This is a genomic window from Specibacter sp. RAF43, assembly GCF_052114065.1.
Taxonomy (GTDB): Bacteria; Actinomycetota; Actinomycetes; order Actinomycetales; family Micrococcaceae; genus Specibacter.
Genome location: NZ_JBFREA010000002.1, coordinates 139421 through 162503, shown reverse-complemented (window position 1 = coordinate 162503; position 23083 = coordinate 139421). Strand labels below are relative to the sequence as shown.

General features: G+C 69.4%; 24 protein-coding genes. 16 read left to right on the top strand and 8 right to left on the bottom strand.

Annotation, left to right across the window (positions count from 1 at the left end; genetic code table 11):
- A partial coding sequence (locus tag AB4Y80_RS02365) for an L-serine ammonia-lyase, iron-sulfur-dependent, subunit alpha (protein WP_442211709.1) occupies positions 1-109 on the top strand: 109 nt, incomplete at its 5' end.
- 33 nt (positions 110-142) lie between these two features.
- Here AB4Y80_RS02365 and hrpB read toward each other — a convergent pair.
- A complete protein-coding gene (hrpB, locus tag AB4Y80_RS02360; protein ID WP_442211700.1) occupies positions 143-2788 on the bottom strand; it encodes an ATP-dependent helicase HrpB in 2646 nt (881 codons plus the stop codon).
- 66 nt (positions 2789-2854) lie between these two features.
- Complete coding sequence (locus AB4Y80_RS02355) at positions 2855-3307, bottom strand: hypothetical protein (RefSeq protein WP_442211699.1); 453 nt, start codon at positions 3305-3307, stop codon at positions 2855-2857.
- A 568-nt stretch (positions 3308-3875) separates the two neighbouring features.
- Between AB4Y80_RS02355 and AB4Y80_RS02350 the strand changes: the two genes are divergently transcribed.
- The 7 genes from AB4Y80_RS02350 (at position 3876) to AB4Y80_RS02320 (ending at position 9229) form a co-directional block, all read left to right on the top strand.
- Positions 3876-4145 (top strand): GlsB/YeaQ/YmgE family stress response membrane protein, encoded by a 270-nt coding sequence (locus AB4Y80_RS02350; RefSeq protein WP_442211698.1) that lies wholly within the window; start codon positions 3876-3878, stop codon positions 4143-4145.
- A gap of 132 nt (positions 4146-4277) precedes the next feature.
- The gene (locus AB4Y80_RS02345; RefSeq protein ID WP_442211697.1) at positions 4278-5279 is read left to right on the top strand and encodes a DNA topoisomerase IB; all 1002 of its coding nucleotides are present in this window, start codon (positions 4278-4280) and stop codon (positions 5277-5279) included.
- The gene (locus AB4Y80_RS02340; RefSeq protein ID WP_442211696.1) at positions 5260-6450 is read left to right on the top strand and encodes a YihY/virulence factor BrkB family protein; all 1191 of its coding nucleotides are present in this window, start codon (positions 5260-5262) and stop codon (positions 6448-6450) included. Before AB4Y80_RS02345 ends, AB4Y80_RS02340 begins: the two co-directional genes overlap by 20 nt.
- Before the next feature lie 5 nt (positions 6451-6455).
- Positions 6456-7004 (top strand): hypothetical protein, encoded by a 549-nt coding sequence (locus AB4Y80_RS02335; RefSeq protein WP_442211694.1) that lies wholly within the window; start codon positions 6456-6458, stop codon positions 7002-7004.
- Entirely contained in the window at positions 7004-7486 is a 483-nt protein-coding gene (locus tag AB4Y80_RS02330) for a DUF421 domain-containing protein (protein ID WP_442211693.1), read from the top strand. The genes AB4Y80_RS02335 and AB4Y80_RS02330 overlap by 1 nt, the downstream gene beginning before the upstream one ends.
- Positions 7487-7564: 78 nt before the next feature.
- Positions 7565-8326 (top strand): glycosyltransferase, encoded by a 762-nt coding sequence (locus tag AB4Y80_RS02325; protein ID WP_442211692.1) that lies wholly within the window; start codon positions 7565-7567, stop codon positions 8324-8326.
- Positions 8327-8341: 15 nt separating this feature from the next.
- A complete protein-coding gene (locus tag AB4Y80_RS02320; protein ID WP_442211691.1) occupies positions 8342-9229 on the top strand; it encodes an SDR family oxidoreductase in 888 nt (295 codons plus the stop codon).
- Between the two features lie 73 nt (positions 9230-9302).
- Here the strand turns inward: AB4Y80_RS02320 and AB4Y80_RS02315 are convergent, their stop codons facing one another.
- Positions 9303-9524: a CsbD family protein gene (locus tag AB4Y80_RS02315; RefSeq protein ID WP_442211689.1), complete on the bottom strand. Its 222-nt coding sequence runs from the start codon at positions 9522-9524 to the stop codon at positions 9303-9305.
- Between the two features lie 101 nt (positions 9525-9625).
- On the opposite strand from AB4Y80_RS02315, the gene AB4Y80_RS02310 reads away from it, so the two are divergent.
- Together AB4Y80_RS02310 and AB4Y80_RS02305 are read left to right on the top strand one after the other, a co-directional pair.
- Positions 9626-10147 carry a CinA family protein gene (locus tag AB4Y80_RS02310; RefSeq protein ID WP_442211688.1) on the top strand — a complete coding sequence of 174 codons (522 nt, stop codon included), beginning with the start codon at positions 9626-9628 and terminating at the stop codon, positions 10145-10147.
- A gap of 132 nt (positions 10148-10279) precedes the next feature.
- Positions 10280-11077, top strand: a complete 798-nt coding sequence (locus AB4Y80_RS02305; RefSeq protein ID WP_442211687.1) for an SDR family oxidoreductase — start codon at positions 10280-10282, stop codon at positions 11075-11077.
- A 19-nt stretch (positions 11078-11096) separates the two neighbouring features.
- Here AB4Y80_RS02305 and AB4Y80_RS02300 read toward each other — a convergent pair whose 3' ends face one another.
- From AB4Y80_RS02300 to AB4Y80_RS02290, 3 genes are all read right to left on the bottom strand, one after another.
- Positions 11097-11342, bottom strand: a complete 246-nt coding sequence (locus AB4Y80_RS02300) for a Rieske (2Fe-2S) protein (protein WP_442211686.1) — start codon at positions 11340-11342, stop codon at positions 11097-11099.
- Between the two features lie 427 nt (positions 11343-11769).
- The gene (locus AB4Y80_RS02295) at positions 11770-12015 is read right to left on the bottom strand and encodes a DUF4235 domain-containing protein (protein WP_442211685.1); all 246 of its coding nucleotides are present in this window, start codon (positions 12013-12015) and stop codon (positions 11770-11772) included.
- A gap of 91 nt (positions 12016-12106) precedes the next feature.
- Positions 12107-13216, bottom strand: a complete 1110-nt coding sequence (locus AB4Y80_RS02290) for an FUSC family protein (RefSeq protein ID WP_442211684.1) — start codon at positions 13214-13216, stop codon at positions 12107-12109.
- Positions 13217-13587: 371 nt separating this feature from the next.
- Here AB4Y80_RS02290 and AB4Y80_RS02285 point away from each other — a divergent pair, with 371 nt between their 5' ends.
- From AB4Y80_RS02285 to AB4Y80_RS02275, 3 genes are read left to right on the top strand one after another with little or no spacing between them, the layout of a single operon-like run.
- Positions 13588-13956 (top strand): hypothetical protein, encoded by a 369-nt coding sequence (locus AB4Y80_RS02285; RefSeq protein WP_442211683.1) that lies wholly within the window; start codon positions 13588-13590, stop codon positions 13954-13956.
- A 32-nt stretch (positions 13957-13988) separates the two neighbouring features.
- Positions 13989-15083: an acyl-CoA dehydrogenase gene (locus AB4Y80_RS02280; protein ID WP_442211682.1), complete on the top strand. Its 1095-nt coding sequence runs from the start codon at positions 13989-13991 to the stop codon at positions 15081-15083.
- On the top strand, positions 15077-16435 hold the full coding sequence (locus AB4Y80_RS02275; RefSeq protein WP_442211681.1) for a PIG-L family deacetylase: 1359 nt from the start codon (positions 15077-15079) through the stop codon (positions 16433-16435). The genes AB4Y80_RS02280 and AB4Y80_RS02275 overlap by 7 nt, the downstream gene beginning before the upstream one ends.
- 38 nt (positions 16436-16473) lie before the next feature.
- On the opposite strand, the gene ku is transcribed toward AB4Y80_RS02275, so the two are convergent.
- A complete protein-coding gene (ku, locus tag AB4Y80_RS02270) occupies positions 16474-17343 on the bottom strand; it encodes a non-homologous end joining protein Ku (protein ID WP_442211679.1) in 870 nt (289 codons plus the stop codon).
- A 206-nt stretch (positions 17344-17549) separates the two neighbouring features.
- Between ku and AB4Y80_RS02265 the strand changes: the two genes are divergently transcribed.
- Together AB4Y80_RS02265 and AB4Y80_RS02260 are read left to right on the top strand one after the other, a co-directional pair.
- Complete coding sequence (locus AB4Y80_RS02265; protein ID WP_442211678.1) at positions 17550-20087, top strand: ATP-dependent DNA ligase; 2538 nt, start codon at positions 17550-17552, stop codon at positions 20085-20087.
- Between the two features lie 132 nt (positions 20088-20219).
- Entirely contained in the window at positions 20220-20639 is a 420-nt protein-coding gene (locus tag AB4Y80_RS02260) for a DUF6855 family protein (protein ID WP_442211677.1), read from the top strand.
- Positions 20640-20669: 30 nt separating this feature from the next.
- Here the strand turns inward: AB4Y80_RS02260 and AB4Y80_RS02255 are convergent, their stop codons facing one another.
- On the bottom strand, positions 20670-21791 hold the full coding sequence (locus AB4Y80_RS02255) for an alcohol dehydrogenase catalytic domain-containing protein (protein WP_442211708.1): 1122 nt from the start codon (positions 21789-21791) through the stop codon (positions 20670-20672).
- A 176-nt stretch (positions 21792-21967) separates the two neighbouring features.
- On the opposite strand from AB4Y80_RS02255, the gene AB4Y80_RS02250 reads away from it, so the two are divergent.
- Entirely contained in the window at positions 21968-23041 is a 1074-nt protein-coding gene (locus AB4Y80_RS02250) for an alkene reductase (protein ID WP_442211676.1), read from the top strand.
- Positions 23042-23083: the final 42 nt, after the last annotated feature.

Sequence of the window (23083 nt, the reverse complement as noted above, 5' to 3'; positions counted from 1 at the left end):
CTCCCTCGACGAAGTCATCATCACCATGCGCGAAACCGGCCGCGACATGTCCACCAAATACAAGGAAACCAGCCTCGGCGGCCTCGCCGTCAACGTCGTCGAATGCTAACCACCCCCACACACCCCACCGGCCGCCGGTCGGTCACCTCCGCTTCGTGACCCTGGCCGTCGCCGGGGCCGTCCACGGGTCCACCGGCCACGGATGCCTGGGGTAGCGGCCGCGCATTTCCGCGCGAACCTGCGCGTACGGCCCGGACCAGAATGACGCCAGGTCGTCCGTGACCGCCAGCGGCCGCCTAGCCGGTGAGAGCAGATGGAACAGCACGGGCACCCGTCCGTCGGCCAGCCTGGGCGTTTCGGCCCAGCCGAAGCATTCCTGCAGCTTGACCGCCACGACGGGACGGCCGCCGTCGTCCGCGTCGGGGTAGTCGATGCGCACGTGCGAGCCGCTGGGCACCAGCAGCCGCTCCGGGGCCAGCTCGCCCAGCCGGGCGGCCGCTGGCCAGGGCAGCAGGCGCCGCAACGGCTCGGTGAGCTCAAGCGTGGCGGCGGCCCGCCCCCCGGCCAGGGCCTCGAGTTCCGGGGCCAGCCAGTCATCGAGCCGGGCGAGCAGCGCCGCATCCGACACGTCCGGCCAGGGCTCCCCGAGTGCGCGGTGAAGCAGGGCCAGGCGGCGCCGCAGGCCGTCGGCGGCCGGCGACCAACCGATCATCCCCAGCCCCGTCTCGCCCAGGGCCGCGGCGACGGCGGCCCGCCCCTGCCCCGGGGTGGCCCGTACGGGTGTGGAGGACAGGATGATCGCGCCCAGCCGGCGCTCCCGCCGCGCCGTGACGCGCCCGCGCGCAAATGTTGCCACCACCGAGTCCGAGCGCAGGGGCCCGGCCGCGGCCGCCGCCGAGTCTTCGGACAGCGGGGCGGCGGCGCGGATGACGGCGCCGGTGCCGGCGGCGTCCCGGCCGTGCGCGCGCTGCACCTCGGCCACGGCCAGCCATTCGTGCCCGGACAGCGGGCTGCCCGCGGGCAGCCCGGCTCGGGTGCCGGAGGTGAGCAGGTAGGTCCCGCCTGCGCCAACGTGCCGTGCCACCCGGTCCGGGAAGGCCAGCGCGACGACGTACCCCACCGCCTCGGCGTCACTAACCCGGGGCGCGGGCGGGGAGACCTGGCTGGGCGCGCCGGCGTCCTTGACGGCCGCCGGGCCCGTTCGACGCGGCCGTTCGGTGCGCACGATCCCCTCCATCCGGCGGACGTCCTCGGCCCAGCGCCCGGTGCCGGGCTCCCGGCCGGAGCGCAGGCCGGAGAGGAGGCGGGTGAGGTCGGCGCCCGGTGCGCGCAGCTCACCCGAGACCAGGGCCACGGCCTCCGCGGCGGTATGCCGGCCCACGACGTCGGACCCGTCCAGGAGTGCGCGGGCCAGGCGCGGGTCGGCGGGGATCCGGGCCAGGGTCCTGCCAAGCGCCGTCGCGTGCCCGCCGGCGTCAATGGCGCCAAGGTCGCCCAACACCGTCACGGCCTCGTCCATGGCGGCGGGCGGCGGCGCATCGGGAAGCGGCAGCCCCGCGCCGGCGGGCGCGCCCCAGCAGGCCAGGATGAGGGCGGCGGACGTCAGGTCGCTGACCATGATTTCGGGTGTTTGGTGGGCCGGCGAGGCGGCGAAGGTCGCCGAATCGTAGCACCGCACCACCCGGCCGGGCCCCTGCCGGGCGGCCCGGCCGGCGCGTTGCTCGGCGGAGGCGCGGGAGCAGGAGACGGTGACAAGCCCGGTCATGCCGCGCGCGGCGTCGCGGCGGGGTTCCCGGGATAGTCCGGAATCAATGACCAGCCGGACCCCGGGCACCGTCAGCGACGATTCGGCGAGGGACGTGGAGACGATGATCCGGCGGCGGCCGCCGGGTTCCCGGCCGGACACGGCCCGGTCCTGCTCCCGGGGCGCCACCTGGCCGTGCAGCTCCAGCACCTCCGTACCCGGGTCCACCCTGGCGCGCAGCCGGGCGGCAACGTGGCCGACCTCCCACGCGCCGGGCAAAAAGACCAGCGAGTCGGCCTCCCCGGGGCCCCCATGCGCTGCCGCGGCGGTGTCCGCGACGTGGTCCAGGAACGCCCGGCTCACCCCGCGACCATCAAGGCGCGGCCCCGGGGCCGGCGCCCACGCCACCGCCAGGGGGTGCAGGGCGGAGGGGCAGTCGACGACGGGAGCCGGCGTCCCGGCGTCGTGCCCGCCAAGGAGCGCGGCAAAGCGCGGGGCATCGAGGGTGGCGGACATGGCAATCAGGGTGAGGTCGCCGCGGAGTTCGCGGACCTCGGCGAGCAGACCCAGCAGGAGGTCGGTCTCCAGGCCGCGCTCGTGCACCTCGTCGAGGATGACGGCGCCGGTGGTTTCCAGGCCGGGGTCCGTGAGCAGGCGGCGCAGCAGGATGCCGGGGGTGACGAACTCAATGACGGTCTCGTGGCCGGCGTGGCGTTCGCCGCGGACCGTGTAGCCGACCCGGCCGCCGGGCCGGCTGCCGTCGAGGGCCGCCAGGCGTCGGGCGGCCGACCGGGCGGCAACGCGGCGCGGCTGGGTCACCACAACGCGGCCCGGGCCGCCCGCCAGGAGGTTGGCGACGGCGGGCGGTACCAGGGTGGTCTTGCCGGTGCCCGGCGGCGCCTGGACCACCGCCGTGCCGCCCGGCTGCCCCGCACGCAACGCCTCCAGCAGGTCTCCGAGCGAGTGTGCGAAGGCCAGCCCGGCGCCGATCACCCCCAGATTGAAGGGGGAGACCTGGGTGGGGGCGGAGCCGGGAGGAGTCACGCCTCCATTGTGCCCGGAAACCGGGGTGCCCGGAATCGGCCGGGAGCACACAGGCCCGGCGCAGCGCTAGTCCCGCGGGGTGGCGCTGCCGTTCTCGACGTGGGTGTGTCCCTCATCGTCCGTGTAGACGGTGACGTCGGGAACCTGCTCGTGCTGCCGGGCCGCGACGGCCCGCCCGCTTGGGGGCGCGTCGATCGCGGACCGCTCCGCATCGCCAAAGACGGCGCCGAGTCCTTTCGAGTCCTCGGTCACTTCACCAACAGGGATGGCTTCCCCGTCGCCGCGCGCGTTTGCGGACTCCGCGGGAACATCCTGGTTCAGGCTGGCGTAGGTGTGGACGCCGGCGTGCTTCCAACTCACCCGCACGCTCACCGATCCGTCATCCGGCTGCACCACCTCGGTGTCAATCTCGGCCTCCGGAGCCCCCATGTCGCGCAGCTTGCCTTGGTAGGAACCAACCAGTTCGCTCAGGGATTGTGGCGTCCACTCCCCCGGACGCATCCGCGTTGAAATTTCCACGGGTTGGGTATTTGAGTCCGTCATCACATCACTCCCGTTCCTCGAAGAACACTCCGCTTCATCCCCCACCCACGGCCCGACAACCGTGCGGGGAATATCCCCAACGCTAGAGGCGCACGCTGCAGGAGGCAAGGGCGAAACCGGGCGAACGCGCATCCACCGGCAGTCGGGTCGTGTCCGGGCGCGGGTCCTGCCGTGCCGGCGGTGCCACGGACACACCACGATATTTCCTTACTGGACCTCGGGCGCGAATGTGGTTACCGTGGAATCAGGCTCGCCAATGGTTGGCTGCCGGATCGAAAGGAGTTGTTAATGGCTGTGAAGACCACTTCACGTGTTGCTTGCACGGTTCCTGGAATGTCGTGGTCAGCGTTTTCATGGCGCCCATGAAATGCTCGATCCCCGCAGCGGGCTGAGCGAAATCCCGAGCAAGGAGCGGGCAACCTTCCTTGTCACCCGCGCATTCTGGCCGCGTCAAGCCAGCCACTCAAACAATCACCACAAAGATAATCCGTAATGCCTCTTCACATGCAATATTCTTACAAGTTGTTCAATTGAAGGAGGAGCAATGGGAATCATCGGATGGATCATTCTGGGCCTCATCGTTGGGGCCATCGTCAAGGCCGTCATGCCCGGTCGGGTCGGGGGTGGCTGGGTCACCAGCCTGATCCTCGGCGTCGTCGGCGCCATCGTCGGCGGCTGGATCGGGGACGCCCTGCTGAATAAGGGCCAGATGTCATTCTGGAGCCTGTGGTCCTGGCTGTTCGCCATCATCGGCGGCCTCGTCGTCGCCGGCGTCTACGGCGCCATCACCGGCCGCAACAGGACGACGGCCTAGACGGGAAGAAACACCCAACGGGTGTGGGCCGGCACCGAGGGTGCCGGCCCACACCGGTCCCGGACCGGGAAACCCGGCACGGCAGCGACGGGACCCATCAGCCGCAGCACCCCACCTCAGGAGGCCGGCACCATGGCACGCCTGCACCGCAGTGACGTTGAGGAGCCGGGCATCCGGCGGGGGCGCGCCGGCACCGGCTTCACGTATTCGGGGCCGGACGGCCACCGCCTGGGCGAGGACGAACGGGGGCGCATCGCCGATCTCGTCATTCCCCCCGCGTGGCGGGAGGTGTGGATCAACCCGGACCCGCGCGGACATATCCAGGCCGTGGGCCGGGACGACGCCGGCCGACGCCAATACATCTATCATCCGTCGTGGACCGATGCCCAGGACCGGGAGAAATTCCGCCGGGCCGCCCGGCTCGGTGCCCTGATGCCGGTGATCCGCCGCAGGACGGCCCGGCAGTTCCGCGAATCCGCGCGACCGAGGACGCGAGCGTTGGCCGCGGCCCTGCGACTGCTCGATGCGGGAGCGCTGCGCATCGGCTCGGAAAACTATGCCAGAACGAATCACTCCTACGGCCTGTCCACCCTGCAATGCCGCCACGTGCGGCTCAAGCAGGATTCGATCGCGCTTGCCTTTCCGGGCAAGAGCGGCCGGCGGTGGGAACGCAGCATCGAGGATTCGGCCCTGGCCCGGTTCCTCGAGCCCTTGCTCGCACGCCCGTCCCGTGCGCCCCTGCTGGCCTACCGGGACGGCGCGGACTGGGTTGAGCTGGATGCCGCCGCCATCAACGCCCATATCCGCGCGCTTGCCGGCGACGGCTTCACGGCCAAGGATTTCCGGACCTGGCAGGGAACCATGACCGCCGCAGGGGTCCTGGTCCGGGCCAAGCCCGACGACGGCGAAACCGCCATCCGCAACGCCGTCCGGGCCGTGGCCCGGCAGTTGGGCAACACCGAAGCCGTGGCGCGCAGGGCCTACATCGATCCGCGCCTGCTGTCGGCGTTTGCGGAGGGCGCACTCGAGGGCCGGAAGGCCTCGGACGCCGTCATTGCCGAAATCCTCCAATCCTCCAGATTCCCCGTTACCAGCCAGAGAAAGGAACCCGACCATGGGCAGCGACCCCGATGATGCCCGCGAGAAGAGCGGGTCCCCGGCCCCGGATGACCCCCGCAAGGTCCGTCAGGTCACGGACCTGAAGGCCACCTCCTGGAAGTACGTCGCCAAGCGGACCATCAGTGAGTTCAACCGCGACGGCGGCACGGACAAGGCGGCGGCCCTGACGTATTTCGGCGTGCTGTCCTTGTTTCCGGCCATATTGGCCCTGGTGTCCATCCTCGGGTTGATCGGCCAGGCACAACAGACCACCAAGGTCCTGCTGGACCTGGTCAGTAAATTGACCGACGGTGCCATTGTGGAAACCATTCGGGGTCCGGTGCAGCAATTGACGACGTCGCCGGCGGCCGGATGGACGTTTGCCATTGGTTTGGTCACCGCCCTCTGGTCGGCCTCGGGCTATGTCGGAGCGTTTAGCCGGGCCATGAACCGAATCTACGGCACCGAGGAGGGACGTCCGGCCTGGAAGCTGCGCCCCGCCCTGCTGCTGGTGACGCTGGTTGCCGTTCTCATGGCCGCCGTCATTGCCTTGTTCCTGGTGGTCTCGGGAACCATTACCGCCGCCGTGGGCGCGGCCCTTGGGATGGGCGACGCCGCCATCTCCATCTGGGAGGTCGGCAAGTGGCCGGTCGTGGCCGCCTTGGTCATCTTCCTCATCGCGATTTTGTACTACTTCACTCCCAACGTTCGGCAGCCGAAATTTCGGTGGATCACCGTTGGGGCGTCCGTCGCCGTTGTGGTGATGGTTCTCGCGTCGGCCGCGTTTGGCATCTATGTAGCCAATTTCTCCAAGTACGAGGCAACCTACGGCACCATCGCGGGCATGATCATCTTGCTGCTGTGGCTGTGGCTCATCAACATGGCCCTGGTGTTCGGCGCCGAGGTCGACGCCGAACTTGAACGTGGCCGGCAGTTGCAGTCCGGCATGAAGTCCGAGGACATCCTCAAGCTGCCCCCGAAGGACATCACCGCCAGCGACAAGAAACGGGCCAAGGTGGACGTGCTGGTGGCCGAGGGCCGGGAGTTGCGGCTCGAGCAGGGCAACCACGACGCCGGGGCGGCCGGCCCTTCCGCGAATGCCGAGAAACAGGCGTTGTGGTGGTTGGCGGGCGTGGGTGCGGTGGTTGTCACCGGGCTGTCGCTGCGCCGGCGTCGGGCGGAGGCCCTCCAGAGTCGAAAGGGTTGAGTCGGGTGGGAGAGAAGGTCGCGGGCGGAAAGGGGCCGGGAGCCGTTCCCGGGACAACGTTGGCCAATGTCAGCACAGGTGCGCAGACACGCGGCGGACGAATTGGCCGCCGGGTTGTGCTCGGCGCATTGACGGTCTTTATTGCCGCAGCGCTGTTCCACGCCTTTGGTGCCGACACCTCAACGTCGGCAACGACTGGGGACTATGAGGTCACTGTTGACTATCCGGTGATCGGCCGGGCGGGGCTGCCGGCCTCGGTGACCGTCCGAGTGCACGGCGCCGTGCCGTTGGCCGCGCCCGTGCGCATTTCCGTCCAAAAGACCTATCTCGAAAGTTTTAACGTCGACCACGTCTCACCGTCCCCCGGCGCGGAAACGTTCAGCTCGGGATTCCTGCAGCTGGACTACGATGCCCCACAGACGCCGGATTTTGTGGTGAGCCTTGTTGGTTCATGGGAACCTGGCAGCGACTTCGACGCGACCGGCGATCTCCTCGTGACCGTTGGTGGCCGGCGCATCGCCACAATCCACCTCAACACCTGGTTGGTGCTCTAATGGACGTCGTCATACGCGCCGCGGTCACGTTCATCATTCTGTGGCTGATCACCCGGGCCGTTGGCCGCTCAACCCTTGGCGAACTCAGTTCCTTCGAACTGCTGCTGTTCGTCACCATGGGCGATTTGATTCAGCAGGGAGTGACGCAGGAAGACCATTCCGTGGCCGGTGCGGTCATGGCGGTGGGCACCATGGCATTGCTCACCGTGGCACTTTCCTACGCCAATATGCGCTGGCCGAAACTTCAAAAAATAGTCCAGGGATCCCCGATCATCATCCTGCACGACGGAATGCCCGACCTCAAGGCCATGCACGGTGAACGGCTGGGCCTGGACGACCTGATGGCCGAGGCACGCGGCCAGGGCTTTCGAAACTTCTCCGACATTGATCTGGCCGTACTGGAGCCCAACGGCAAGATCTCCTTCTTCGCCAAGGATGACAGTCCGCCGAGCGGTTCACCCGAAGAGCCGGAGCCCGGCTAGCTGTGGCTTCGGGCCCGCCGTGGACTACGTCCCGCAGCGGGCATAGCCTCAACACAAATCCCCGAATGGAGGATGGACATGGAACCCTCACAAGAGTATTGCGACGACGATGAACTTGCGCGCCCACGGCTGGCCGCAATGGCCGTGGTCATTCCAGCCCGCAACGAACAACCCCTCCTGTCGGCAACCTTGGCCGCCCTGGCCGCTTCAATGGCGCATTTCCACCGGCAAAGCGGTCCGGTGCCGGTGCTGGCAGCCATAGTGCTGGATTGCACCACGGACGACTCCCGGCAGGTGCTCACCGACTTTCCGGCAATGCATGTGCTCACCACGGCCGCCGGCCGGGTCGGATCGGCCCGCAACGAGGGCATCCGGCACGCCGTGGGCGCCCTCGCATGCCCGCCCGAGCGGATCTGGATCTTGAATACGGACGCCGACACCATCGTCCCCACGGACTGGCTGCACCAGCATTGGCGGCTCGCCGTCGAAGGCTGGGATGTCGTCGCGGGAACAGTCGAGCCGCACGGCGGCGGGCTGACCGCCCGCCAGCTCTCGCTGTGGCACCTTGCCCACAAGCTGGCCGAGGGCCATGGCCACGTCCACGGAGCCAATCTGGGGTTTCGGGGCGATGTCTATGGCAGCCTCGGCGGTTACCGGGATGCCGCCGTCCACGAAGACCGGGACTTCGTCCAAGCCGCCCGCAACCGCGGCTACCTGGTCCGGTCCACGGACCTGTCCAGGGTGCGGACGTCGGGGCGCCAAATCGGCCGGGTGCGGGGCGGTTTCGCCGATTATCTCTCCCGGCTGTCACCACAGGACGCTCAATTGCCCGTCATTTAGCCGAAAGGATGCACCATGCCAGCCACTATTCCCGACCCCCGCTCCGCCTATTGGTCAGCCAAGTTCCCGCCGCAAAAGCAGGACTACCCCGGGTGGACCGAGGAGATGCGCCCCGTTCCGGACCATGGTGAGGAAAGCTATGCGGGGTCCCACCGGCTGGACGGATTCGTCACCCTCATCACCGGTGCCGACTCCGGCATTGGCCGCGCGGTTGCCGTTGCCTATGCGCGGGAGGGCGCGGATGTGGCCTTCACGTACCTGCCCGAGGAAGAAGGAGATGCGGCGCAAACCGTGCAATTGATCGAAGATGCCGGGCAGCGCGCCCTTGCACTCCCCGGGGACCTGCAGGACGAAGGGTTCTGCACCGAAGTGATCGCCCACGTCGTGGATGAACTGGGCGGCCTGGATGTGTTGGTGAACAACGCCGGATTTCAAATGGCCCAGCCCGGGGGCATGGAGGATATCAGCACCGAACAGCTTGAGCAAACCTACAGGACCAACGTGTACGCAATATTCTGGCTCACCAAGGCCGCCCTGCCCCACCTGCGCCCCGGTGCCTCGATCATCAACACAACCTCCATCCAGGGCTACCATCCGTCCCCGTCGCTGATTGACTATGCGTCCACCAAGTCCGCGATTGTGAGCATCACCTACTCCCTCGCCCAGTCCCTGGGCGATCGCGGGATCAGGGTGAATGCGGTGGCCCCCGGTCCGATCTGGACACCTCTTCAGCCGCCCACGCAGCCGGTGGGCAAGATCGAGGAATTCGGCCAAAATACTCCCCTGGGGCGTGCCGGGCAACCGGCGGAGCTGGCCGGCAGCTATGTTTTCCTTGCCTCCCCGGAGTCCACCTACGTCTCGGGCACCGTGATCGGGGTGACCGGGGGGCGTTATCTTGCTTAACGCCAGACTCATGGGGAAAGCGGGCGGCCCGACTGGTCTCGGATCGCCCGCTTTCAGCGCCCAAGAGCTGGCGTCAGAGTGCGGCGCCCCCTTCGGTGTCGTCGGTGTGCCTCTTGTTGGCGTCCTCGTTCAGGTGCGCCTTGACATCGGCAACCTTGTCCTTCACCGTCCCCTTGACCTGATCGGCCTTGCCTTCGGCAATCTTGGACTTGTCGTGGGTGGCTTTGCCAATGAGTTCCTCGACCTTGCCCTCAACCTTGTCTTTGGCTGCCTCGAATTTGTCACCGATACCCATGACGGGCCTCCTTCGCTGCGTAGCTGGTCCAACATATTTTACGCCTTGCCACTTCGCAGCGGGCTGCGGGATTGGGGCTCATGGATGGAAGGAGAAGGACGATGATCCAGCCGGCCGGAATGGATACGGAACTGAAAGCACTTGCTGCTGCGATCGGGGCCAAGGCCCGGCATCTGGGATGTCAGGTCGCCGTCGCGGAATCGCTGACCTGTGGAAACATAGCCCGTCACCTCGGAGCCGTCGAGGCATCCAGTGAATGGTTCGCCGGAGGTGTCATCGCCTATACCCCTGCAACCAAGTTCAAGGTCCTCGGCGTGGACCCGGGCCCGGTGGTGAGCGCTGACTGTGCCGAACAAATGGTCAGCGGCGTGGCGGAGCTGACCGACGCCCAACTGGCGGTCGCCGTGACCGGGGTGGGTGGGCCCGGGAGCCAGGAAGGGCATCCTGCCGGCACGGTATTCATCGCCGGCCTGTCCCGCCAAGAATCAAAAGTGGCGGAATTTCTGTTTTCCGGCGACACCGCCGCAGTTCTTGCCCAAACGGTCAGGGCGGCACTCGCCCTGCTTGATCAGCTCGCCGCCGAGGAGTTGGCGGTCGTCGCGGAAAGGGCCTCCGACTGCTAATGGTCCCGCCTCTTGCACGGCAGGAAAGGGTTCGACACTATTGAACTGTTCGCCTGGATTGTTCGCCCGCCCGATCTTCTTCTTGATCCACGTGATCTTCTTGATGCCGGGCCAAAACGATGAGGTGCTCCGATGATTTTCTCTCCCACTACTGCCATCGTCACGGGCTCGGATTCCGGCATCGGCAAGGCCGTCGCCGTCGCCTTGGCTAGCGGCGGCCTCGATGTCGCCGTCACGTGGCACTCCGATGAGGCCGGCGCGCAGTCGACCGCGCAGCTGGTGCGCGACCAGGGGCGCCGGGCCGTCATGGCACGGCTGGACACAACCGAGCTGGATCAGGTCCCTGGCGTGATCGACTCCTTGGCCGAGGAACTCGGTGGTGTGGACGTCTTTGTCAACTGTGCCGGCACCGGTGACGGCCTCGGGTTTCTTGACCTTGACCTTGCCTCCTGGCAGCGGACCATGGACACCAACCTCACGGGGGCTTTTCTAGCCATGCAGTGTGCCGCCCGCCGCATGGTCGCACGAGGACGCGGAGGGCGGATCATCGCAATCACCAGTGTGCACGAGACCCAGCCTCGCGTCGGTGCGAGCGCCTACGACGCGTCCAAACACGGCCTCGGAGGCCTGATCAAGACCATGGCGCTGGAGCTCGGAGCGTTGGGGATCACCGCCAACTCGGTGGCGCCCGGCGAGATTGCCACACCCATGACGGGCCAGGAAGACCAGGATCCCATGGGTACCGAACGCTTCGGCATTCCACTCGGGCGGCCCGGCGATGCCCGGGAGGTGGCCGCCGTCGTCGCCTTTCTGGCATCCCCGCAGGCGAGCTACGTCACCGGCGCCTCCTGGGCCGTCGACGGCGGAATGTTGCAGATGGGCCCCCAGGCGGGCTCGCACATCACCAGCCATGACTGGCGGGCACCCTAGCGGAGCGAACCAGCGTCGATCAGCCCGCGTGCGGCAGGCAGACTTCTACCCCGCCGTTCATCACCCTTGCCGTGAACCTGGCCTGCGGCGCGGTCGCCGGTCCCCGCACCACTTCGCCGGTCCCGAGGGAAAATCTGCTGCCATGCCACGGACACTCGACGCACGATTCGCCGCCCCGACCCACGACCCGTCCCTGGTCCAGGGGACCGGACAGGTGGGAGCATTCGTTGGACAGGACGCCGACGACGCCGGCGGGCGCGTGCAACCGGAAAGTCGGCCAAGGGTCCCAGCCGGTGCCAGCCCGGCTCCAAGCGGTGGGGAAGCGCCTCCGCGTGGTTGGCGCCGGAAGCGAGCCGGAAGGCCAGATGGCCGCCCAGGAACCCGCCGAGGGCGACCACCCCCAGACCGGTCACCGAAGCTGCGCTCCCCGCGCGGGGGCGGCCGGTGCAGCGAAGCGCGAGGGACAGTACAAACAAGGCGGTCCCGGTCGTGTTCGCGGCAGCGTGAACCAGGCCCACCGGCTTTGCGCACTCCGGCGCTGAGGGGATCCACGGACTCCCATTCCTGCAGGCGGTCAACCACCTTGAACGGAAACAGGATGCGCATGTTCTTCCTTCCGTCAATCCGGGGCTTGGATYAGCTGCCGGCGGGCACGCCGGACCGGCGGGGGTGACACACCGGCAGGGTCCCGGCTAGTGGCGCAGACGCACCATGGACGTCTTGGCGGCCCGCTGGGTGAGCACGTGAATGATTGCACTGGTGGCGGCCGTGACAAAAGCGAACACGAGAACGCCGGGAAGGGCGTCGTCAAGATTCGTCGCGTCCTTGGGCGGCCGGTGGCCGGTGCTTTTTCGCCATGCCACATCCAGCGCCCTCCGGGCCGCGGCCCCTGCCGCCAGGGCAACCACGGCGCTGAGCAGTCTAACCAGCAGGCTCATCTGACTCCTCCGATCGTCTCGCTACTGTCCATCCTGACCGGCCCGGCCGTCAGAAACAAGGGAGCGGGCCGTCCCCGAACCCGGCCCTGACTCAGTGCCGGTCGCCGTCGTCCACGAGGCGCCGGCGCAGTATTGCCAGAATCCTTTGCACATCCATGGCCACGGCGCCGGGCGGCCCCAACGCCGAGGACTCAGTGACATGGTTCTCCAAGGCGGACATCAACCTGCCCAGGGCCTCCCCGGCGTCGGCAAGGCGTTCCTCGACCCCTGAACCCTCGTCCCAGGCCACCATCACGCGGGCCACGGCCTTCAGGCAGTCGCTGAGCACCGGGCACAACGCGGCGTCGAGCTTCACCTCGAAGGGGGCACCCCACACGGCCCCGGCCAGCACCTCGGATAAGTTCCTGACGTGGAAGGTCATCTGTTCCAGCGCGGCCAGGTCATCAAAGTTTCCCTCCACCCGGTGGCGGCGGGGATGGCGGCGGGCCCGTGGATTTCCCTTGCGGCTTTCGTGGGCTTCGTGCACGGCACGGCGCACTTCGCGGGTGGCGCCGTCGAGCATCGTGGTCCGGGCCGCCCAGTCCTCATGGGCCGGCGGCCAGTGCTCCTGGAGGGCCGCGGCGATGTCATCGAGCTGGCCGGCAAGCAGGTTCCGCAAGCGCGAGAGTCGCAGCAGGGCCCGGTCAAAGGTCAGGGGCGGGAACACCGTAACGTTGACCACGAGTCCCACCACGACGCCAAGGCTCATCTGCACGGCGTATCCGATGGAGAAGGAATCCGCCCGGGGCCCGCCAACGATCAGGACAAACAAGGCCGCCACCGGCACGTAGTCCCGTCCCGCGCCCAGCCACTGCTGCCCGCCCAGCAGGACCCCGACGCCCACGGCCAGGGAAATGCTCACGATGTTGGGCTGGCCGAATGCCAGCACACCGGCCGCCAGCCCGATGCCAAGCAGCAACCCGGCCAGCGTCTGCGTCCCTGCCCGCACCGACCCCATGAAGCTGGGGTACATGCTCACCAGCGCGCCCAACGGCGCGTAGTACGGATAGTCCTCCGCGACCCCCGGAACGTGGGGGGCCAGGAACCAGGCCACCCCGACGGCCAGGGCCGCCTTGGCGGCCAGCAAGAGCCGCTGCCCCGGAATGGTCGATCTGGCCCATGCCGCCAGGATCCCGGCCGCCTTAGCGGGCCTACCGGGCAAGCACAGTCACCCTGGCCGCGACGAACGCGTCCAGATCCCCGGTTCCGCCGGACGGCGCCACCAAAAAGGCGGTCCCGATTGCCTTCACTGTCGCTGCCATAGTGGGGCTCCTTCCCTGTGCGCGACTCCACGGGTCCGCGCGGGTACGGGGTTCGCGGGGCTCGGGTCTTCCTGGTCAATCGCAGCCGGCTCGACTCCTTTTACACTAGCCCGCGGCGTGCCGGGCAACAAGATTGGCCCGCCGAGCGGCCGGGGGTTCACGAACTGTCCGGCGATGGTTACAGTGAAAGCATCCAGACCGTTAGCACACTCGAAAACGCTTCCCAAGGGCCGGGAACTGTCCACCGGGCCACCGAGTGCAAGGAGCAGACATGACCACCCACGATTCTTCACATGCCGGCCGCCCGCCGGAAGGCKGCTACGGCTCCCCCACTCCGGAAGATGAAATGCCCGCCTCCGCGACGGGAATTGCGCAGGATGCGGACCACACCGCAGGTCCCGGGGCCGGAGAGTCTGGCGGTACCCAGGACCAGCCGGACGCCGAAAACGCGGCAGAAAACGGCCCGCCAACGACGGCCGGTCGCGACGACGAAGCACCCGGCGACGAAGAATCGAATGCTGAACCGCCGGTGGAGGCACCCTCGACGGAGGCCGAGCCGGACGCCGGCAACGCCGGCCCGACACGGCACGAACGGGAGTCGTTCTCCTCGGAAAGCGACGCCGACGCCTCCGGGCAATGACGCCCCGCCGCCCGCAAGGAAGGAGCATTCCCATGCCCACGACGGATGCAGCACCGGCGGCCACCCCCGGCACGTACCAGCCGGAAGCGGCCTCCGGCGGCGTACACCTGCGACCGGCGTGGGACGTCACGGATGCCGGAGAGACGCTGGCCGGCCTCCATGCCGCAGTTCTGGCCTGCGGCGGGCAGCCGGCACCGGCGCTGCGCCTGGCACGGGAGCTCGGCGCCACCATGCCCCTGCCCGGGCGGGGACAGACGCTGCGGCTGTGGGAAGCACTGGCGACCATGGGGGCCGCAGACCTGGGCGTGGCCCGCATGGTCGAACCACACCTCGATGCGCTGGCCATCCTGGCGCAGGCGGAAGCGGGCCGGCTGTCCACGGAAGCGGACACGTGGGGCGTCTTCGCCGCCCGGGCCCCGGGCATCCAGCTCACCGCCGCCCGGTCCGGGCGGGGGTGGCGGCTCACCGGAACCAAGCCCTGGTGTTCCCTGGGCCAAACCCTCAACCGTGCGCTGGTCACGGCCGAGGCCGACGACGGGACGCGGCTCTTCGCCGTCGACCTCCACCACGACGGCGTCTCCGCCGTGGAGCGGGCGTGGACCGCACTGGGCCTGCCGTCCGTGCCGAGCCAGGGCCTGTCCTTTCTGCATGTCCCCGCGACCGCCGTGGGCGGGCCCGGCTGGTATGTGCAGCGGCCCGGTTTTTCCTGGGGCGGCGTGGGCGTTGCCGCCATCTGGCACGGCGCCGCGACGACCCTGGCCCGGCGCCTGTACGAACATTGCGGTGCCCGCACACCGGACCAAATCGCCCAGTGGCAGGTGGGCCGCGCCGACCAGGCCCTGTGGGCCGGGCGGACGGCCTTGTACTGTGCGGCCGAGGAGGCTGACCGGCCCAACGGCACGGGGGCCCCGCTGACCGCGGCCCGCGTGCGGACGGCCGTGGTTTGCGCGGCCGAGGAGGTGCTGGCGCTCGCGGCCCACGGCATGGGGCCCGAGCCGCTGGCCTTCGAACCGGCCCACGCCCAGCGCGTTGCCGACCTGGAACTGTACCTGCGCCAGGACCATGCGGAACGTGCGGTGGCCGCCCACGGGGGCCGGCTGCTCGCGACCGGGCGCTCCCCGTGGTAGCTTTCAGCCACCGCCAGGACACCACGCCCGAGGCCCGGTGGCTGCGAGCGCAGCGCATTCAGGCCATGGCACCGCTGGACCTCGACTGGGCGAACCTGGACCGGCTCGTGGTGGTCGCCGCGCACCCTGACGACGAGACCCTCGGAGCGGCCGGCCTCCTTCAGCGGGCCGCCCGCCACGGCACCCCCGTCGACGTCGTGGTGGCCACGCTGGGCGAGGCGTCACATCCCGACTCCCCCACCCACAGCCGCGAGCGCCTGGCCGCCATGAGGGCCGTCGAGTTGCGCCGGGCGCTGACGGAACTCGCCCCGGCCGCACGATGCACGCACGTGGGGATTCCCGACGGGGCGGTGGCGGCGAGCCTGCAGCGGCTCGAGGAGGCGATTGCCGGCGTCGTCCGCCCCGGCCGGGGCAGGACCTTGATTGTGGCACCGTGGGCCGGGGACGGGCACCCCGACCATGAAGCCGCCGGCACTGCGGGCGCCCATGTCGCGGCCGGCACCGGCAATCCCTACCTCGGGTACCCGATCTGGCTGTGGCACTGGGGTTTTCCCGGCCACGGCGACGTTCCCTGGCCCGCCCTGCGGCGCCTGGACCTGGACGCCGCCGAGCAGGCCGGCAAGCGGGCCGCACTGGCCCACCATGCCAGCCAGGTGGCCCCGCTATCCCCGGCGCCCGGCGATGAGGCCCTCCTGTCCGCATCGCTCCTGGAGCACTTCCGGCGCCCCTTTGAGACCTTCATCGACGCGGCGGGGGCTTTCACCCCGTCCGGGGAGAGCGCCAGGGCGTGGCTGCAGGCTCAATTTGATGCCATTCACGCCGGCGCGGTGGAACCGTGGCAGCCGGGTTCCCGGTATGAGCGGCGCAAGAGATCGCTGCTGCTGGGTGCGCTCCCCCGGGCGGAGTTCACCGCCGCCCTGGAGCTGGGCTGCTCCACGGGGGTGCTGACCGCCGAGCTGGCCGCCCGCTGCCATCGGGTGGTTGGCGTGGATGCCAGTGGCGAGGCCGTCCAAACGGCGCGCGGACGGAATGCGACGCACCCCCATGCGACCCTTGTGCAAGCCGTCATCCCGCAGGAGTGGCCCGCCGGGCGTTTTGACCTCTTCGTCCTCTCCGAAACCGGCTACTATCTCTCCGAAGACCAGCTGAGTGCCGCGGTGGGCCGGATGCTGGAGTCGGCGTTGCCCGGCGCGGTGGTCATTGCCTGCCACTGGCGCCACCCCATCAGCGGCTGGCCGTTGTCCGGGGACGACGTCCACGCCGCACTCGGCGCCGATGCCCGCCTGCGGACGGTAGCCTCCTACCGGGAGCCGGCCTTCCTCATCGATGTCTTCGAGTTGCCCGGGGCGTGAGCCCCCGGGTCGGCGTGGGCGGGCTGCCGGCCCGGACCTTAGGCTCCGCGTTTCCCGGCCGCCTTGTGCTCCTTCCCGCGCCCGCGGGCCTTCCCCGTGCCGGCTGCCGCCGCGGGACCCTTCTTTTGCCGCTTGCGCTCAATGCTGCGCTGCAGGGCCTCCATCAGGTCCACGACCTCACCGTCGCCCTCCGGTTGCGCCCGCCCGAAGGTGGCCTCGGTGTCCAGGGCGTCGCCCTGCTCCATCTTTGCGTCCACCAGCTTGCGAAGTTCCGCCTGGTATTCGTCGCGGTACTTTTTGGGCGAAAAATCGTCGGCATACTGGGCCACGAGCGACGCGGACATTTCCCGTTCGCGCTCGGATATGCGCGTCGCCGCGGCCAGGGCGGGGAAGTCTGCCTCCCGCACCTCGTCGGCCCAAAGCAGCGACTGCAACACCATGACCTTGCCGTGGGTGCGCAGGGCGCCCAGCTTGGTCTTTTGCCGCAGCGAGAACTGCACGATCGCCGTCAGCTCGGTGTCCTTGAGCGTGCGCATCAGCAGCGCATACGCCTTGACGGAGCTGGAATCCGGTTCCAGGAAATAGCTGCGGTCAAAGGTGATCGGGTCCAGTTGGCTCCCGGGCACAAATTCCACCACCTCGATCTCCCGGCTCCGGTCGTGGGGCAGAACCGCGAAGTCCTCCCCGGTGAGCACCACGGTCTTGTCCCCGTCCTCGTAGGCCTTGTCAATGTCCTCGTAGGCCACAACCTCCCCACAGACCTCGCACCGGCGCTCGTAACGGATGCGCCCGCCGTCCTCGCCGTGGACCTGGTGCAGGGACAGGTCGTGGTCCTGCGTGGCGCTATAGAGCTTCACGGGCACATTCACCAGGCCGAAGGTGACCGCGCCTTTCCAAATGGGCCTCATGGTGGCAATCAACTCCTTCGACGGGGGCCGGGCGGGCCCCGCGGTTTCGATCCTCCCGGATCACCATCGCCTTCAGTGCATCTTTTACGCTATACCGCCGTTCCGTGTCCGGCCAGACCCACCCGGGAGGGGACAGGGTTGCCAGGGACAGGGCTGCCCGCCAAAAGGGGGTGGCGGAAGCTTGGGCATGGTTCCACACTGGACATATGGCAGGCGCACGCAGCTCCTCTCGCAAGCAGGACGTTGAGATCGACGGCCACCGGCTGACCCTGACCAACCTGGACAAGGTGCTCTATCCGGCCACCGGCACCACCAAGGCCGACGTGCTGGCCTACTACACCGAGGTGGCCCCGCACCTGATCCGGGCCGCGCACGACAGGCCGGCCACGCGCAAGCGCTGGGTCAACGGCGTCGGTACGGCGCAGGAGCCCGGGAAAATGTTCTTCCAAAAGAACCTCGACGACGCCACCCCGGCGTGGGTGCCCCGCGCAACCCAGGTGCACAAGGACCACAGCAACGACTACCCCCTGGTCAATGACCTGGCCACGCTGACCTGGCTGGGCCAGACGGCGACCCTGGAAATCCACGTCCCGCAGTGGCGCTTTGACGGCCGCGGCCGCCCGCAAAATCCCGACCGGCTGGTGCTGGACCTGGATCCGGGCGAGGGCGCCGGCCTCCCCGAGTGTGCCGAGGTGGCACGGCTGGCCCGGGCGCTGCTGGCGGACATGGGACTGGACCCGGTGCCGGTGACCAGCGGCAGCAAGGGAATTCACCTGTATGCCGCCCTCGACGGAAAGCAGACCTCCGACCAGGTCTCGGCCGTCGCCCATGAACTGGCCCTGGCCCTGGAAGCGGACCACCCGGACCTGGTCGTTTCGCGGATGCGCAAGATCCTGCGGCCCGGGAAGGTGCTGGTGGACTGGAGTCAGAACAATGCGAACAAGACGACCGTCGCGCCCTATTCGCTGCGCGGACGGTCCCATCCCTGGGTTGCCGCGCCCCGCACGTGGCGGGAACTGTCCGCACCCTCGCTGGCCCAGCTGGACTACCGGGACGTGCTGCGGCGCGTGGGGCGGCGCGGGGACCCGCTCGCGGCGACCGGACCCCCCGGCGGCGAGCCGCCCGCCGTCGTCCCGGCGCCCGGCCCGGGCGGGACGCCGGCCGCGGCCCGACGGCAGGAGGACGTGCTGGCCACCTACCGCGCCAAGCGGGACCCCGACAAGACGCCGGAGCCGGTCCCCGACGCCTCGCCTCGCCCCGGCACGGCAACCGGGAACAGCTTCGTGATCCAAGAACACCACGCGCGCAACCTGCATTGGGACTTCCGGCTCGAGCGTAACGGGGTGCTGGTGTCCTGGGCGCTCCCGAAGGGCGTGCCCACCGACCCGGGGAAGAACCACCTGGCGGTCCGCACCGAAGACCACCCGCTGGACTACGGCCGCTTCGAGGGCACCATCCCCAAGGGAGAATACGGTGCCGGCCAGGTCACCATCTGGGACAGCGGAAGCCATGAGCTGGAAAAGTGGCGGGACGGGCGGGAAATCATCGCCACCCTGACCGGACGGCCGGACGGCGGGCTGGGCGGCCCGCGCCGCTACGCCCTGATCAACACCGCCGGCGGCGACGCCCCCAAGTCCCAGTGGCTGATCCACCTGATGAAGGACCAGGACCACGGCCGGAAATCGGCCGCCGCGGCGACGGGGCGCCATGATCCCATGTTGGCCACGCCCGGCACCGCCGCGGATCTGCACGCCACCGACGAGTGGTCGCTGGAGATGAAGTGGGACGGCATCCGGGCCATTGCCGTGGTCGCCGGCGGGGACGTGCGCCTGACCAGCCGCAACGGCCAGGACCTGACGGGCACCTACCCGGAACTGGCCGCGGAGCTCGCCGAGCAGGTGCCGGCCGACGCCGTCGTGCTGGACGGGGAGATCGTTGCCCTGAACGCCTCCGGGCGCCCCGACTTCGGCGTCCTGCAGACGCGCATGAAGCTCAACCGGCCCGCCGACGTCCAACGGGCCGCCCGCACGACCCCCGTCCACTATATGGTTTTTGACGTCCTGGAGGTCGACGGCATCGCAACGGTTGGACAGGGGTTCGCCCACCGCCGGGCGCTGCTGGAAAAGCTGCTGGCGGACCTGCCCGGGTCGGGGCCCGGCGGCCGCAGGGGCGCCGGAGTGCTGGACGAGGCCGCCCTCGTGCAGCTCTCCCCCTTGGTCGAGGGAACTGTGCAGGAGGCGATGGAGCGCAGCCGGGCGCTGGGGCTTGAGGGCCTCGTGGCCAAGCGGCGCACGGGCCGGTACCGGGGCGGGCGGCGCAGCCCGGAGTGGATCAAGCTCAAGCACGTGAACACGCAGGAGGTTGTCGTGGGCGGCTGGCGGGACGGGAAGGGGATCCGGGCCGGAACGGTGGGTTCGCTGCTGGTCGGCATTCCCGACCGTGCGGGCAAACTGGTGTATGCCGGCCGGGTCGGCAGCGGCTTCAGTGACCCGGAACTCGCCGAACTCGCCCGCACGGTGCGCCGCCTGGGCCGGAAGTCCCCGCCGTTTGCCGCCGTGCCGGCCGCCGATTCCCGGGACGCACACTGGATCACCCCGACGCTGGTGGGCGAGGTCTCCTACACCGAATGGACTGGCGGCGGCCGGCTGCGCCATCCGGTGTGGCGGGGCTGGCGGCTGGACAAATCAGCCTCCCAGGTGGCCGCCGAACCCGGCCCGGCGCACCCTTCCGGCGGCGCCGAATAAGGCGAGAACCCCGCACCCGCACTTGTCGGTACCGCCCCTGTCGGTGCCCGGCGGCCCGACGTAGGATTCAAGGCAGCGGGCACCGCCCCGGTGCCCGGTTCGAGGAACCACCATGCACGAAAGGTTTCGACAGTGAGCACCTTTTCCTGGCCCGCAGAAGGCACCAAGGACACGCCCTGGGTCTTGCAGACCCCGCCCGGCACGTCCAACTACACCATGTACCGCGACGAGGGCACGGACCCGCCGGAACTCGTCTGCACGGTGGGCAAGACGGTGCTGAAATACCAGCTGGGGATCGTGACGGACCTCCATGCCATGCTCAGGGAGCACGGCGACTGGATGGAGCTGGGCAGCGCCGATGAACAAAAGCCCGCCAAGGACGGCACGGTGGAGGCCTGGGGACGCTCGGAGAGCAACCCGGTGGGCGGCTGGTACGGACTGAAGAAGGGCTACCGGGGACGGGTCGGCATGTACCTGCCGCCGCTGCTGGAGGCCCTGGGCCTGGCCGAGCTCGAGCACAACCCGCGCAACAACCGCATGCGCGCACTGTAAGCATGCACCCTCCCCCACGGGGGGACGGGGTTAGGCGCCCAGGGTGAACAGGCGGCGCACCACGCGGCCCTCGGCCAGGGCGTCGAGGCCCTCGTTGATCTCCGCCAGGGGCCGGGTGTCGGTGTGCAGCAGCTCGATGGGCAGCCGCCCCTCCCGCCACAGCTGGATGTACTTGGGGATGTCGCGGGCCGGGTTCGCGTCCCCCATATAGGAACCCAGCAGCCGCCGGCCCGTGCCGGCAAATTGGAGCGCCTGGACGGACAGGGTCGCGTCCGGGTGCGGCAGGCCCACGGATACCAGCGCCCCGCCGCGGGTCAACAACGCCAGGGCGGCTTCCATCACCCGGGCGCTGCCCACCGCCTCCACGGCGACGTCGACGCCGTCGCCGGCGTGCGCGGCCACCAGGGCGGCGGCCTCCTCGGGGGACCCGGCAAAGTGCGCCCCGCACTTGAGCGCGAGCGCCCGCTTTTCCGCCAGCGGGTCAATGGCGATGACGGTGCTGCCGGCAATCCGGGCGGCGGCCATGACGGCCATCAGCCCCACGGCGCCGAGGCCGAACACGATCATCGACTGGCCCTCGGCCATCTTGGCGGTATTGACCACGGCCCCGATGCCGGTGAGCGCGGCGCACCCAAACATCGCGGCGATCTCGAACGGCACGTCGTCGTCAATGACCACCAGCGACTCCCGGGCCACGACGGCATATTCGGAGAAGGCTGAGACGCCCAGATGGTGGTTGATCCGTTCCCCCGCGGCCGTCCGGAGCAGCGCCTGGCCATGGAGCAGGTCGCCGGTCCCGTTGGCCGCGGCGCCGCGGTGGCACAGGGCCGGCCGGCCGCCGGTGCACGCCCGGCATTCGCCGCAGCTGGGCACGAAGACCAGCACCACGCGGTCCCCGGGGTGCACGTCGGTGACGTCCGGGCCAATCGCGGCCACCGTTCCGCTGGCTTCGTGCCCCAAGGCCATGGGCAACGGGCGGAGCCGGGAGCCGTTGATGACGGACAGGTCCGAGTGGCACAGGCTGGCCCGCTCCACCTTGACCAGGACCTCACCGGACCGGGGCGCCGGGACGGGAATGCTTTCAAGGACCAGCGGGGCGCTGTCCGCGTAGGGCCGCGCGGCGTCAGCCGTGCGAAGCACGGCGCTGGTCATGGTGGACGGTTCAAGAATGGTAGTTTCGCTCATGCGATTCAATGTACTCCTGCGCCCCGGGCGCCCTGTCCGGCGCCGCGGCCCAGGCACGACGGCGGCGGTGCGGGAATAGCGTGCCCCGCACCCTGCGTTGGGGCTAGAGAAGCAGAACGTCCCCGTACTGAAAGTAGAACTACGTGAACTTGTTTTCCCCCGTCACCCTCGGCGACCTCGAACTGCCCAACCGGCTGGTCATGGCCCCGCTCACGCGTTCCCGGAGCGGCCGCGACGGCGTGCCCGGGGATGACGTCGTGGAGTACTACCGGCAGCGCGCCTCCATGGGGCTTCTGGTCAGCGAGGGCACGTACCCGAGCCATGCCGGGCAGGGGTTCGTGCGCCAGCCCGGCCTGGTCACCGCCGAACAGATCGCCGGCTGGCGGCGGGTCACCGACGCCGTCCACGCCGACGGCGGGCGGATCATCGCCCAGGTCATGCACGCCGGCCGCGTCACCCATCCCGGGAACACCGGCGGGCGCGAAGTGGTGGGCCCGAGCGCCATCGCCATCGACGGCATGAGCCGCACCTACGACGGCAAGCATCCCTACCCCGTCCCGCATGCCCTGGCGACGGCCGAGCTGCCCGGCATCATCGAGGAGTTCACCCAGGGCTCCCGCAACGCGATCGCGGCCGGCTTCGACGGCATCGAACTGCACGGCGCCAACGGCTACCTGCTCCACGAGTTCCTCGCCCCCTCCGCCAACCACCGCACCGACGCGTATGGCGGCAGCCCGGCCAACCGGGCCCGATTCGTGATCGAGACCGTCACGGCCGTTGCCGCCGCGATCGGCGCGTCCCGAACCTGGCTGCGCATCTCCCCGGAACACAACGTCCAGGGGGCCCTGGAAACGGACCCCGCCGACACCCTCGCCACCTATCAGGCGCTCGCCGACGGGATCGCGCCGCTGGGCCTGGCCGGGCTGAGCGTCCTGCACAAGGACCCCGCCGGCCACCTGGTCCAGCACCTGCGCGCCCGCTTTGGCGGCCCGATCGTGCTCAATACCGGCTTCGGCACCGTCACCTCGCTCGAGGACGCGCTGGCCGTGGCCGGCAACGGGTGGGCGGACGCCGTGGTGGTGGGCCGGCCGGCGTTGGCGAATCCGGATCTGGTCCGCCGCTGGCGCGAGCGGCTGCCGCTGAACGAGGCCGACCATGCCACCTTCTACACCGATGGCGCCAAGGGCTATACCGACTACCCGTTTTGGGCGAACTAGGCCGGGTTCCGGCCGGCGGCACGGTTTCTCGCACCTGAACCT